The sequence below is a fragment of the Actinobacillus porcinus genome (assembly GCF_901764995.1).
Taxonomy (GTDB): domain Bacteria; phylum Pseudomonadota; class Gammaproteobacteria; order Enterobacterales; family Pasteurellaceae; genus Exercitatus; species Exercitatus porcinus.
The window spans coordinates 1-13230 of sequence record NZ_CABFKI010000004.1 but is presented as its reverse complement, the minus strand read 5'-3'; the positions used below and the strand labels follow the sequence as shown (position 1 = coordinate 13230).

The window sequence follows — 13230 nt, the reverse complement described above, 5'->3', positions numbered from 1 at the left end:
TATTCAAAAGTGCGGTCGGTTTTTCCTTTGTTTTATTAGCAAATACGCGGCAACGGTTCGGTGACAGGGAGATCTAATAAGCGGCTTTGACCGAAAGAACCGATTAAACGAATTTTTTGCTCTGTGATCACTTCGCCGATCACAGCTGCATTCTTGCCCAGCGGATGAGACCGTAAGGCGGATAAGATTTGTTGTTCCGCCTCGGGGCTGACGATAATCACGAGTTTCCCTTCGTTGGCGAAGTTTAACGCATCCAAACCGAGTAATTCGCAAATGCCTCTGACTTCCGTACGAATCGGTAAATTGTCTTGATAAATTTGCATTCCCAAACCGCTGCTGTGGGAGAATTCGTGTAATACGGCGTTGACACCGCCTCTCGTGGCGTCGCGCAATGTTCTAATGCCATTGAACGGGCGTAACAGCGCCACCAGTGGTGTTAGTACGGCGCAATCGCTGATTAAATCCGTTTGAATGCCTAAATTTTCCCGTAAATTTAAAATAGTGGCGCCGTGATCGCCTAATGTGCCGCTGACAATGATTTTGTCACCGGCCTGAATATGTTGCATTCCCCAGTGGACGGTTGACGGAATTACACCGATACCGCTGGTGTTGATAAATATTTTATCCGCCGCACCGCGCGGTACAACTTTCGTATCACCGGTGACGATTTGAATGCCCGCTTGTGTGGCACATTCCGCCATTGCGGTGATGATTTGTTGCAACTGATTTAACGGAAGACCTTCTTCCAAAATAAACCCGCAGGATAAATAACGGGGAATCGCACCGCTCACCACCACATCATTGATTGTGCCGCATACGGCTAATTTGCCGATATTGCCGCCCGGAAAGAAAATCGGATCAATTACGAAACTGTCCGTGCTGAAAGCCAGTTGATCACCTTGTGCTGCTAAGGAGGACAGCGGTAAACGCGCCTGATCTTCATTCTGCGCAAGCAACGGGTTGTCAAAGGAACGCATAAAATAGTCATGAATCAATTTCTGCATCAGCAAACCACCGTTGCCGTGCGCCATTGTAATGAGATCACTCATCTTATTCTTCTCTTCGATATTGATAATAGGCGGAACAAGCCCCTTCGGAGGACACCATTAATGCGCCGTACGCACTGTCAGGATTGCATTTAGTGCCGAACAGTTGGCAATCGTTCGGTTTGCATTTACCGGTTAACACTTCGCCACAACGGGCTAAAGGATCATCGGCTACCGCTTGCGGCGTGGTGTGGAAATGTTTTTCCGCATCAAATTGTTGATAAGCCTCAGTTAATTCAACGCCGGATTCGGCAATTTCTCCCAACCCGCGCCATTCGCTACTGTTTTTCAAGCGGAAAACCTCTTGCATGGCTTGTTGGGCAAGCAGATTGCCTTCCTGTTGTACGATGCGTTTATATTGATTTTCAATTTCGCAGCGACCGTCAACAAACTGCTCCGCCAACATTACAATCGCTTGCAGCAAGTCCAAAGGTTCAAAGCCGGTAATCACAAAGGGTTTGTGATATTTGTCGGTGAGCGCTTGATAAGGTGTGGTGCCGATAATCATACTGACGTGACCGGGGGCAATAAAACCGTCGATTAAGACTTGCTCCTGCTGCAATAATTCACGCAAAGTCGGAATGATCGTGATATTTTGGCACACAATAAAAAAGTTATCGATTTGCTGACGTTTGGCTTGTTGCAGCGTGACGGCGGCACTCGGCATGGTAGTTTCAAATCCGAGTGAAAAAAAGACAATTTTTTTATCGGAATTTTTCTGCGCTAAATCTAACGCATCCAACGGAGAATATACAATACGCACATCGGCACCTTGACCTTTGGCATCCAATAAAGAACCTTGTCGCCCTTTCACCCGCATAGCATCGCCGAACGTGCAGAAAATCACTTCCGGACGGCGGGCAATTTCAATACACACATCAATTCGCCCCATTGGCAGTACGCACACAGGGCAACCGGGACCATGAATAAATTCAATGGTTTCCGGCAGAATACGATCTAACCCGAATTTAAAAATCGTATGAGTATGCCCGCCGCAAACTTCCATTAAATAAAGCGGTCTTTGTTTGGTAAATTGCGGCAACTTTTCCATTAATTGTTGCAAACGGGTAATCAATTTACGCGCTAAAACAGGATCACGAAATTCATCAACAAACTGCATTTTTTATCCTTAAACCGCTTGCGCTTCCAGCCACTGCAACCATTCATCCATCCCTTCGCCTGAAGTGGCGGAAAGACAGAGAATTTGAATATTCGGGTTCACTTGTTTGGCGTAAGCGATACATTGTTCCAAGTTGAAATTCAAATAAGGCAATAAGTCGATTTTATTGATAATCATCAGTTTTGCCGCCATAAACATGTGCGGATATTTCAACGGCTTATCTTCACCTTCCGTCACCGATAGAATCGCAACTTTAGCAAATTCGCCCAAATCGAACTCCGCCGGACAAACCAAATTGCCTACATTTTCAATAAACAACGTGCTGTTGGTTTGCGGTTGCAGTTTGGCTAATGCTTCCAGCACCATTTTGGCATCCAAATGACAACCCTTGCCGGTATTAATTTGCAGCGCAGGTACACCGGTGGCGCGGATGCGAAGAGCATCATTTTCCGTTTGTTGATCTCCTTCAATGACATAACATTGTTTGCGTCCTTTCAATCGGATTAAGGTTGAAGTGAGTAACGTGGTTTTACCGGAGCCGGGACTGGACACTAAATTCAACGCCAATATATGGTTTTGTTTAAAAAAATCCCGATTCAAACGGGCAAATTGATTATTTTCCCCCAACACGTCCTGTTCGATTTTCAACAAACGGGCTTGGGTGTTGTCAGTATGTTGCGCTTGCACGGCGGTAAAACCGCTGATAGTAAAGTGCGGTCGGTTTTGAGACATTTTTTTCGGATCGTTATCATGAGTATGCGGTAATTCACCGATTCTCACTTGAGCACTACCACAGCCGCAGGTTGAACACATAATTTTTCTCCTTTCAACTCAATCTGCAAAATTCAACACTAATAATTAAACACTAATTTCAACAAATTGACGTTGATCAGGATCAGAATTTTTACAAAATAGTAAGAATTGGGTAGATGTTTGTTAGGTTATTTAATTAGATAATGCGAAAATATTAAAAATCCATTCTCCTTAACTTCTTTTCCAATCCTGTTAAAATCGGGTCAGCGATAGATGAGGGTAACGTATTGATTTTTATTTCATTTATCCGTGAATGTTTGATGTAAATTTCTTGCAAAATTTCTTCAACGGTTTCTTTTGCCAATCCCGCTAATTTAGCGGTTGAAAAAATATGTCGGATGTAGTGATCAACTAATTCAACAGTCCCCGATAAGTTTTTTCAGCTAAAATCGGGGGTAAACCTTGATTATAGCTATGTGGGCGAATGTGATTGTAGTACATCACATAATCTTTTACATCGTTGACCGCACTTTCAAAATCAACATAACCACCATATGCCATCCACTCATATTTAAAACTTCTAAACCAACGCTCCATCGGGGCATTATCCCAGCAGTTGCCCCGTCGGCTCATACTTTGCGTTAGCTTGTGTTTTTGCACACACTGGGTAAATTGCTTACTCCCATAAATACTGCCTTGGTCTGAGTGAAACAGCATCGTTTTCGTACGTTTGGTCTGCAACATCGCATGATTTAACGCATCGACAACCAATTGTGCATCGTGATGTCGGCTCAGTTTCCGGCCAACCACTTGGCGATTTAACAGGTTAATCGCCACCGCTAAATAGCACCAAATGCCATTTACTTTGACGTACGTCGTATCGCCACAAAGCACCGTCGTTTGTGCATCAGGCGTAAATGCTCGGTTTAAATGATTAGCAAAAACTTGCCTTGTTTCTTTATTTCGGTTATGCCATTTTTGTGGCTGCTTGCTAAATAATCCCTGTTGAATCATTAGGTTGCGAATCAACGGCAAACTAGCTCGAATTCCCTTTTGTATCAAACCTGATTGAACGGTTCGCTTACCAGCGGATTGACGGCTTGCATCAAAAATGACCTTGATTTCAATGGCAAGTGCGGTATGTTTTTTGTCCGCTTGAACTTGACTTACCCAGCGACGCAACGCGGTTTCACCAATGTCGAGTTCTTTGCAAGCTTGTGCAATAGAATATTTACGATCGGTAATCAATTTTACTGCTTCAGCTTTAAATTCTGCACTAAAGGTTCTTCTAGGTCTTCGCATTTTTATATCCTCATTTTGGGTTTAATTTTACCACCTATTGAGGACTGCGGGATTAGTGTACCACTACAATTGCACGTTATAACACGGAAAGTGATTAGTCCTACAAAAAAGTAGCTATCCTTAGAAATTCTATGTTAGTATTAAAGTATAATTAGTTAGTATGATTGGATATGATGCAACAATTTTGGTGTTCTCACGCAACAACAGTACTTGATGGGGAAAAAATAAGAAAGTTTGGATTTAAGCCATCACTAGAATCGTACAGAGTCTGTGTGGGTACTTACTTTTGGAATGATTTAGACTTTTTAGAATTGTTGGCTGAACATTGGTATAAGTGTAAAAAATATTGGGCTAAAAGTGCTAGCTACCCTGCACAAGATATTATATATGCAATGGTTTCTTGTGATGAGAAATATATTATTGATTTAACTTTACCTAAAATGAGAAAGGCATTGATCGCATTATTTCAACTTATGCAAGAAAAAGATATATCTAAAAAACATATTGTCTATGCTAAATTTTTACAAGATATTGAACTCGAGTCTGCAAAATTATTTGATGAAATTAACTTTAAATTTAAGATTGTTTTAGCAATAGAAACAATTCCTAAAATACCTGATTCTTTTGTAACAATGCAAATAACTGATGCAAAAATATTAGTTGTTAGAGATGGATTTGAAGAGTTGATAGAAATTAAAGATAGCAATGAATTGTTAGCAATTTGATGTAAGTGGAGTAATTTATGGATCCTAGAGTTTTAGACGTAGTCGATAAAGTGCTAGATAAGTATTTATCTTCTTCTAAAGAAGAATTAGAAAAAATAGTTTCTGAGAGCGAATATTCTTTTTGGACATCTTTCTTTCAGGAAAGAGGTGAGTCTTATAATTTAACCGATACGTTTATGTCAAACGGTTCCATTATTCAAAATTTATCAATATCTCAATTAGATGACTTAATAAATTCATATTCAAAATTTGCTTCTAACGATGATTTTTATGAAATGTTTGAGGTTGCTGCATAATGTCAAAATTACATCCTATACAATTAAAAGATATTTTAGTTGAAGAATTAGAGTTAAAAATTCGAGACATAACAAAAGCAAGGGAAGAAAATGTAGAAAGTGTTTTTACCCTTAAAACAGCTCATTCAGAATATACATCAAGCTCTGAGATTTTATATGTTGGAGTCATTGGTGAAATTAACTCTGAAGATGAATTTGCACCTGTATATTTAAAAGTAAAATTACATGGTGTTTTTTCCGTAGACGAAGCATTTCCAGAACAATTTGTTCATGATTGGGCTGAAAAAAATGCACCATTGATACTTATTCCATTTGTTAGAGAGAACATATACTCTTTAGCAAGTAGAGCAAAAGTTAATACTATTGTTCCTCTATTTACTTTACCTTCAGTGAAAAAAATTAGTGATTCTGAATTAAAATAGTGGGAAACACATACTATTTTTACTATATCCCCTTAATTACAGCCTAACTTGGTCGAATTTATGGGGGTATATAACATTATCTAATAGGGGCGAAAGATGTTTCGCCCCTACAACCATTCCTACATTCACGCACCTGAACCACCTGTAGGGACAGGGTTTATCCCTGTCCAAAATGCAAATACGGCGTGGGACATTGGATAACACCATCTGTACGGGCGAAACATTTTTCGCCCTGAAATCCAATAACACTTCACGAACCGTTTATCATTTTGATGAAAAATTTAATATCCCAGCATGGCAGAGCCATACTGGGTTACTCATAAATCAGCCCCTTTGGGGCTGAGAATTAGAGTGGCAAAATGTAATTTGCCCCTACAATCCATCATCACGGAAGAACGAACCGTAGGGGCTAAACACATTAGCCCCAAATCAATCACGGGAATATCAGGGGCAAATATCATTGAAAACGCTTGATTTACTGTAATCTAAAGATTACAATTTTATTACCTTAGATATTGCAAAAGCAAAAGAAGCATGGCGATTAGTAAAAAGTTCAGATTAGGAGAAACAATATGACAACATTATCAATGAGCGATCTTAGCGTAAGCGATTTTGACCCTGCTGAATTTTTAACAGATGAAGAAACGATTGCGGCTTATCTAACCGAAACCTTTGCAACAGGGACTCAAGAAGAGTTTATTCAAGCATTAAGTACCGTAGCAAGAGCAAGGGGAATGACCCAACTTGCAAAAGATACAGGGTTACCACGCGAGAGTTTATACAAAACCTTATCAGGCGCAAGTAAACCACGTTTTGACACCATTGCAAAAATATCATCTGCGTTGGGTTTAAATATCGCCTTTATTCCAAGAACCGCATAATGAACGAGAATAATTGACGAAGCCCCAAATCAATCACAGGAATATCGGGGCAAATATGATTAACCCTACGCCCGCCCCGGCGGGGCGGCACCATGCAGTAACCGTGGGTGTCAACCCACGGCTTGAAAGTGCATTTTTTCTCAATGGCGAAATATTTTTCGCCCCCAAATCAAATAACACTTCACGAACTGCTTATAATTTTGACGAAAAAGGTTTAATATGTAACAAATTTATCGTATTACGTACTAAGGGGAATTTTATGCAACACGTTCAAACACAACCTATATTCAAAGACAAAATTACATCCATGTTTGAGCAATCATTGACGGAAGAACAACGTTTTTTACAAGATATTATGACAGGAAAAATAAAGTTAATTCCACACGATGAAGTTATGCAAAAACTGGATTTTGTTTTAAAAAATGGGTTACAACGTAAATGAAACAAGATTACCAAGTATTTTGGTCTGAGCTTGCAGAAGCAAAGTTATTAGATAAAGCAGATTACATCTATCACGATAGCCAAGATGAAAGTGTTAATGCCAGCTGAGACGGTTTTACCGTAAGAACCGCAGAAACCACAGTTTTAACCTTACGTTGGTTCATTCGAACACTGGCTTCAACGTCAAGCGAGAACGCCCTGCTTTTAAATAGAACATTGCTTATCTAAGTCGCTTGCAATTTCTATTATCTCTTGCAGTAACTATATAATATAGCCATTTATATTGTTTTACAATCCTTTTTGATTGTTCCTATATTTTTATTTCCCCAACGGTTTTGTACCTTTTTGAGCTAGTCTAATCAAAAATATCTTAATATGAAATGACTGTAGGGACACACTGCGTGTGTCCGTTATCAATATTTTTTACGCCTTTTGATTGAATTAACATTTTCGGACACACGCAGTGTGTCCCTACAATATGATTTGATGTTTGTCATCGGTCTGACAGCCCCATAGGGGCTGTGGGGTAGGGGGTAGCCCCAAATCAATCACAGGAACATCGGGGCAAATATGATTAACCCCTACGCCCGCCCCGGCGGGGCGGCACCATGCGGTAACCGTGGGTGTCAACCCACGGCATTAAAAATCAAGTTGCTCCGCTCGAACTCCTAATGCGTTTGCGACTTTTATACGCGTACTTTTACGCAAAGTTTGAGAGTTTTCGTGTTGTGAATAAGCGGCTTGAGATATGCCTAATCGACCGGCTACTTCTGCTTGGGTTAAGCCTAAATGTTCGCGCCAAGCTCTTAGCGCAGAATAATCATTAAGTAAGGCTAATTTAGCAACGGCTTCCGGTATGCCGGTTTCAAGCGGATCGGCAATGTTGGCTTTTTGTTTTAGCCAATTAAAGGTCGGCAAAGGAATAACCGCAAAAGCAGGCGTGCCTTGTGCGTCATTGATATATTGGATATTAGTAAGTGCGTTCATTTTTTGATTTCTTTCATAACGTAATAAAGGTAATTCTTTATAAGTTTTATAATATATACTTTATAAGTTTTTGCAAGGTTTTTTCCTAATCATAGGAACAGGGGTATCCCCGTCCACAAACTCCAACAACCCATCATCACAAAAACGCCATATTCACGATTTTTTCACCGCACATTCGCATTATTCCCGCCCGATTTCCATTGCCTTGAAACGGGAAATGTAAATTTATGTAAATTATCAATTGAATTCATTGACTTATCGTGCTAAAGGGGGGTACAATCCCCAACCACCTGTATCTTAACGCTATTTGGTAGGTGATTTATTGGTGAAAGCCAATATGCCTAAGGACAGATGTTATCCAGTAAATGGATTAATTTTCAACATTAAAAATGGGGATTTAAAATATGAATAAAATTTTCAAAGTGATTTGGAACCACGCGGCGCAGCGTTTTGTGGTTGCGTCAGAATTAACAAAATCAAACGGTAAATCATCTTCAACAACAGACAACCGCATTGAACCAAGCAAGGCATTATTCGCACTTGGTGTAGCGGGTGCGGCGTTATTGGGGACGACTGATGCGATGGCAGCAATGGCTGTTGCTCAACCCCAAGCAGGTGCTTCAGGTGTGACATCGGGTACTAATAATGATCCTTTATATATCAGTACGCCTGCAGGGAATACTTATGGTACTGCCGTTCTGATTGGTAAGGACGTTTCAAATAAAAATAATGGTGGCGGTTCCGTTATTATTGGTGACTCTGCTAAAGGCGACAATCTCTCTGTTGTGATTGGTCGACAAGCTCAATCTGAAGGGCAACAGGATGTTGTTATCGGTGCGGGTGCTGAACAACGTAATACGAATCCAGAGTCTTACAGTACAGCGATTGGTCGTGAGGCTATCGTTGGTGAAAATGGACAATTTGCGGTTGCAATTGGTTATAAATCATTCTCTAATAATGCTTCTTCAACGGCAATCGGTGGTTCTGCAAATGCTACAGGTAGCAAAGCGACTGCTATTGGTTATAACTCCATGGCACAAAAGGACGAGTCTGTTGCAATTGGTTCTAGCGCAAATGCTTCAGAAGCCAAAGCAATGGCGATCGGTACTATTTCTTGTGCTACGGCAGCGGGGGCTTTGACAGTTGGTTATCAATCGAAAGCACTTGGAGAGCGTGCAGCGTCTTTTGGTTTTTTTGCTCAAGCTGCTCAGGTTGATAGTATTGCAATAGGTAGTCAAAGCCGAGCAAATGTGGATTCCAGTATTGCTCTTGGTCGGACAACCATTGTAAATGGTGATTATAGTATTGCAATTGGTCGTTCCACTCATGCAAATGGAACGATGGCTGTGGGATTAGGTCAAGTAGCTCGCGCGAATGCTGATAATTCAATCGCTATTGGTAATCGAACAAATGCTACTTCTACTGCAACTAACTCAATTGCTATGGGTAACGCATCAGTTGTTTCAGGCTCAAACTCAATCAGTATTGGTCCGGATTCTAATGTAACAGGTAACTCATCTACCGCTGTGGGTGTAGGCAACCAAGTGTATGCAAATAATGCCGGCGCATTTGGTGATCCAAATACCATTCAAGCTGGTGCAGATGGCTCTTATGCGTTTGGTAACGACAATACTATTAGTGGTGCGAATACCTTTGTATTGGGTAACAATGTCACTGTATCAACATCAGATTCTGTGGTATTAGGGAATGATTCAGCAGGAGCAACTGCTGTGCCAACGAATGATGCCACTGTGGGCCCTATTACTTACTCAGGCTTTGCAGGTAATGCGGTTGACGCCGGTGAATATGTCAGCGTGGGGGCTGCTGGAGATGAACGCCAAATCAAAAATGTTGCTGCAGGTCAAATTAAAGAGGACTCAACAGATGCGATCAATGGTTCTCAACTTTATGCTGTAGCTGCAGAGTTAGGTAAAGGCTTTAATGTTACCACTCCGGACGGCGCTACCAATGTGAATATCTTACCGGGTCAAGGTGTCCAATTTGTAAATGGCACTTTAACTACAGCTAAAGTCACTCCGCAAGCTAATGGTGGCGCATCGGTAACCTTTGACGTGGATCAAGGTACTTTCAACGCAACTCAAACAGGCGCATTGATTGCTAATACCTCAGATACCGGTGTGGCAACGGTGGCAGATGTTGCCAATGCGGTGAATTCCGGTTATTGGAATATTGGCAATAATGCCGATAATGTTGATCAGGTCAGCTTTGGTGATGAAGTCCGCTTCTTAAACGGCACAAATACAACGGTTACTGTGGCAAAAAATGGTAAGTCTCGTACTGATGTCACTTATGACACCGATTTCTCAAAACTTCCTGTGGCGAATACTGAAACCACAACGATTACCAACGATGGTGGTACGATTAAAGTGGATGTTAACACAGGCAAAGGCGCGTACACACCGGACGGCAAAGTAAATACCAACGGCAATGACAACAAAATTGCCAATATCAGCAGTGTTGTGGATTTAGTCAGCAATGCAGGTTGGAACCTTTATCAAGAAAGCGTGACAGCTGCGAACAAGAAAGATTTAGTGCTTGCAGGCGATAATATTGTGTTTGCAAAAGGTGCTAATACAACGGTAAGTGTTGAAAATAATGGTGATACCACAACGATTAAATACGACGTTGATCTTTCTAATGTTAACGCCGCGGTAGCGAATACCTCTTTAAGTGTTGCTAACGGCAAAGTGGAGACCCCGGCACCCGCTGATGCAGGTAAATTAGTTAATGCGACAACCGTTGCTAACGCAATTAATGAATCAGGTTGGCAAACCACGTTAACAGATGGTTCTGTTGAGACAATTAACCCGGGCGAAAAAGTTAACTATGTCAACAGCACAACCACGATTGCTGATGTCACCAAAGATGCGGCAGGCAATGTGAACGTGAAATTTGAAGTGAATAAAGCGGCATTGACGCAAGATATCAAAGCGGATGGCGGTAAAGCAGCACTTGAAGGCACAACCACAAATAGAGATAACTTTGTAACCGCAGGTGATGTTATTGACACCATTAATAATGTGTATTGGACTGCAACATCAGACACAGACGGCGGTTCGTTTGCAACTGCAGCAGCGGGTCATGCAAAATCTAATGCAGAAGTGAAAGCCGGCAATACGGTAACCTTTAAAGCAGGTAAAGGCTTAAGCATTAAACAAAACGGCACTAACTTCACCTATGCCGTGGCAACGGGTGGTTTGAGCAGCGATACCGATGTCAACAATATTGGTACGACATTAGGTAAAGCAAAAGCGAATGAAGATAATGGCACAATTGCGACTGTAAGCGATGTAGCAAGCGCTATTAACGATGCCGGTTGGGTAACGCAAACCAGTACGGGTGATACCGTTGTGATTAACCCGGGTGATGTGGTGAATTATGTCAACGGTAAAAATACTACCGCGAATATCACTGCTAACTCAAAAGGTGGTGTAGATGTCAGCTTTGATGTGGATTTACCAACGACAACAGTGAACGGTAAGGAAGTCGCGGATAACATTAATTTTGTTGACGGCGATACGACAACGGTAACAAACACCGATGGCAATATTAAAGTTGAAGTTAAAACCGGTACATCCACTGTCGCAGATGGTAAAGCAAAACCAACTAATCCTACAGACACAGCGAAAGTGGCAACCGTGGGCGATATTGTGGAGACCATTAACAATGTTTACCACAGCGTGAGTTCAACTGCTGTAGGCGGTGAAAGCGACTATGTTGCGAATGGCGATTCAAAAATCAAAGCAGGCGATACCGTTAACTACAACGCCGGTCAAAACATTAAAATTAGCGGTACGGGCAATGACATTGTCTTCTCTACCACTGAAAATGTGACCTTTAAAAATGCCGATGTAACCAACAATTTAACTGTTGCCGGCGATACGACTGTGAATAACTTTACCGTGACACCGGACTCAAAAATTGATATGGGCGGTAATATCATCAGCAACGTATCAAGTGGCGTAGCACCTACCGATGCGGTAAATGTGAAACAATTACACGATGCGATTGGCGATGCAACCAGCTCATTAGTTTGGAAAGTCACCGACAACAACAATGCGGCGAATGTGACCAATGTGGGCAACCAAACAACGGTAAGCTTTAACAATGGTGAGGGTACGTCAGCTATCGTTGATGGCACAAATGTGACTTATAACGTTAACGTAGACGGTACATCAACACAAATTACTTATGTTGATAAAGACGGTAATAGCTTAACCAAAAATGCTGACGGCACTTACAGCAAAGCGGATGGTTCAGCGGTTGATGCGAAAGATGTAACGGGTCAAGTTTCTGTTGCCTTTGGTGAAGTCAGTGCGAATACCACGACAGGCGTAGTATCAACACCGGATACCGTAGAAAAAGTGGCAAGCACGAAAGATGTGAGAGATGCGATTAACGGCTCAGGCTTTACCTTGACGACATCGAATTCATCAACAGGTGCGGTCAGCGGTACAACCAGCGAGTTAATTAACCCGGGTGAAACCATTACGATTGATGCAGGTAACAATATCAATATTACTCAATCCGGTAATAAAGTGAGCGTTGCAACGTCAATGACCCCAACCTTCACCACGGTTCAAGTGGGCGGTAATAGCGGTCCTGTGATGAGTGGCGATGCAAATGGCGATGTGAAAGTCGCGAAAGCGGATGGCTCAGCAGCGAAAATCACCAACGTTGCACCGGGCGAAGTGTCTCGCACAAGTACCGATGCCGTAAACGGTAGCCAGTTGTACGCGGTGGCGAATGGTATCGACAATAAATTTGGCGATATTCATAACAAAATCAATCGTAACAACAAAGATTTACGCGCAGGGGTAGCTGGCGCAAACGCAGCAGCAGCTTTACCACAAGTGTTTAAATCAGGTCGTTCAATGGTAGCCGCGTCCGCAGGGACATTCAAAGGTCAATCTGCCGTGGCGGTGGGTTACTCAAGAGCCTCAGACAACGGCAAACTTATCTTGAAACTTCAAGGTAACGCTAACAGCCGCGGTGATGTAGGCGGCGGCGTAGGTGTGGGTTACCAATGGTAATTCTCCTTTAACCCATAAGGCAAAGTGCGGTGAATTTTCACCGCACTTTTTGTTTTTGGGGCTGTATGCCGTGTGTCCAAAAATATTAATAAAATCAATAGTATGAAACAATGTTGATAATGGACACACGCAGTGTGTCCCTTGTATATTAAATTTATAGTAAACTAGCAACATAAACCATAACGTTATCCACAGCTTGGGTG

The 13230-nt window shown here is 41.8% G+C and carries 12 protein-coding genes; 6 read left to right on the top strand and 6 right to left on the bottom strand.

Going from position 1 to position 13230, the window contains the following annotated elements; all coding sequences use genetic code 11:
- Positions 1-35 precede the first annotated feature (35 nt).
- The 5 genes from hypE to E7T07_RS03780 all read right to left on the bottom strand — a co-directional run bounded on the left by hypE (position 36) and on the right by E7T07_RS03780 (position 4221).
- Positions 36-1049, bottom strand: a complete 1014-nt coding sequence (hypE, locus tag E7T07_RS03795) for a hydrogenase expression/formation protein HypE (RefSeq protein ID WP_135709593.1) — start codon at positions 1047-1049, stop codon at positions 36-38.
- A 1-nt stretch (position 1050) separates the two neighbouring features.
- Positions 1051-2166: a hydrogenase formation protein HypD gene (hypD, locus tag E7T07_RS03790; RefSeq protein ID WP_135709592.1), complete on the bottom strand. Its 1116-nt coding sequence runs from the start codon at positions 2164-2166 to the stop codon at positions 1051-1053.
- A 9-nt stretch (positions 2167-2175) separates the two neighbouring features.
- A complete protein-coding gene (gene hypB / locus E7T07_RS03785; RefSeq protein WP_135709591.1) occupies positions 2176-2979 on the bottom strand; it encodes a hydrogenase nickel incorporation protein HypB in 804 nt (267 codons plus the stop codon).
- A 154-nt stretch (positions 2980-3133) separates the two neighbouring features.
- Positions 3134-3283, bottom strand: coding sequence for a hypothetical protein (locus E7T07_RS10955; protein ID WP_167874928.1), 150 nt, complete (start codon positions 3281-3283; stop codon positions 3134-3136).
- 47 nt (positions 3284-3330) lie between these two features.
- A complete protein-coding gene (locus E7T07_RS03780) occupies positions 3331-4221 on the bottom strand; it encodes an IS3 family transposase (protein WP_135709590.1) in 891 nt (296 codons plus the stop codon).
- Positions 4222-4391: 170 nt separating this feature from the next.
- Between E7T07_RS03780 and E7T07_RS03775 the strand changes: the two genes are divergently transcribed.
- The 5 genes from E7T07_RS03775 (at position 4392) to E7T07_RS03755 (ending at position 6987) form a co-directional block, all read left to right on the top strand.
- The gene (locus E7T07_RS03775; protein ID WP_135709589.1) at positions 4392-4946 is read left to right on the top strand and encodes a hypothetical protein; all 555 of its coding nucleotides are present in this window, start codon (positions 4392-4394) and stop codon (positions 4944-4946) included.
- 17 nt (positions 4947-4963) lie between these two features.
- A complete protein-coding gene (locus tag E7T07_RS03770; protein WP_135709588.1) occupies positions 4964-5242 on the top strand; it encodes a hypothetical protein in 279 nt (92 codons plus the stop codon).
- Positions 5242-5664: a protein-export chaperone SecB gene (locus E7T07_RS03765; RefSeq protein WP_135709587.1), complete on the top strand. Its 423-nt coding sequence runs from the start codon at positions 5242-5244 to the stop codon at positions 5662-5664. The genes E7T07_RS03770 and E7T07_RS03765 overlap by 1 nt, the downstream gene beginning before the upstream one ends.
- Positions 5665-6236: 572 nt before the next feature.
- Positions 6237-6545 carry an addiction module antidote protein gene (locus E7T07_RS03760; protein ID WP_135709586.1) on the top strand — a complete coding sequence of 103 codons (309 nt, stop codon included), beginning with the start codon at positions 6237-6239 and terminating at the stop codon, positions 6543-6545.
- Between the two features lie 259 nt (positions 6546-6804).
- Positions 6805-6987, top strand: a complete 183-nt coding sequence (locus E7T07_RS03755; protein ID WP_135709585.1) for a hypothetical protein — start codon at positions 6805-6807, stop codon at positions 6985-6987.
- Positions 6988-7625: 638 nt separating this feature from the next.
- Here E7T07_RS03755 and E7T07_RS03745 read toward each other — a convergent pair.
- Complete coding sequence (locus E7T07_RS03745; protein ID WP_135709584.1) at positions 7626-7973, bottom strand: helix-turn-helix domain-containing protein; 348 nt, start codon at positions 7971-7973, stop codon at positions 7626-7628.
- A 404-nt stretch (positions 7974-8377) separates the two neighbouring features.
- Between E7T07_RS03745 and E7T07_RS03740 the strand changes: the two genes are divergently transcribed.
- Positions 8378-13027 (top strand): YadA-like family protein, encoded by a 4650-nt coding sequence (locus tag E7T07_RS03740; protein ID WP_135709583.1) that lies wholly within the window; start codon positions 8378-8380, stop codon positions 13025-13027.
- The last annotated feature ends 203 nt before the right edge of the window (positions 13028-13230 follow it).

Coding starts and splice junctions, on each gene's coding strand:
- hypE (WP_135709593.1), bottom strand. CDS start 1,049: ATGAGTGATCTCATTACAATGGCGCACGGCAACGGTGGTTTGCTGATG.
- hypD (WP_135709592.1), bottom strand. CDS start 2,166: ATGCAGTTTGTTGATGAATTTCGTGATCCTGTTTTAGCGCGTAAATTG.
- hypB (WP_135709591.1), bottom strand. CDS start 2,979: ATGTGTTCAACCTGCGGCTGTGGTAGTGCTCAAGTGAGAATCGGTGAA.
- E7T07_RS03780 (WP_135709590.1), bottom strand. CDS start 4,221: ATGCGAAGACCTAGAAGAACCTTTAGTGCAGAATTTAAAGCTGAAGCA.
- E7T07_RS03775 (WP_135709589.1), top strand. CDS start 4,392: ATGATGCAACAATTTTGGTGTTCTCACGCAACAACAGTACTTGATGGG.
- E7T07_RS03770 (WP_135709588.1), top strand. CDS start 4,964: ATGGATCCTAGAGTTTTAGACGTAGTCGATAAAGTGCTAGATAAGTAT.
- E7T07_RS03765 (WP_135709587.1), top strand. CDS start 5,242: ATGTCAAAATTACATCCTATACAATTAAAAGATATTTTAGTTGAAGAA.
- E7T07_RS03760 (WP_135709586.1), top strand. CDS start 6,237: ATGACAACATTATCAATGAGCGATCTTAGCGTAAGCGATTTTGACCCT.
- E7T07_RS03755 (WP_135709585.1), top strand. CDS start 6,805: ATGCAACACGTTCAAACACAACCTATATTCAAAGACAAAATTACATCC.
- E7T07_RS03745 (WP_135709584.1), bottom strand. CDS start 7,973: ATGAACGCACTTACTAATATCCAATATATCAATGACGCACAAGGCACG.
- E7T07_RS03740 (WP_135709583.1), top strand. CDS start 8,378: ATGAATAAAATTTTCAAAGTGATTTGGAACCACGCGGCGCAGCGTTTT.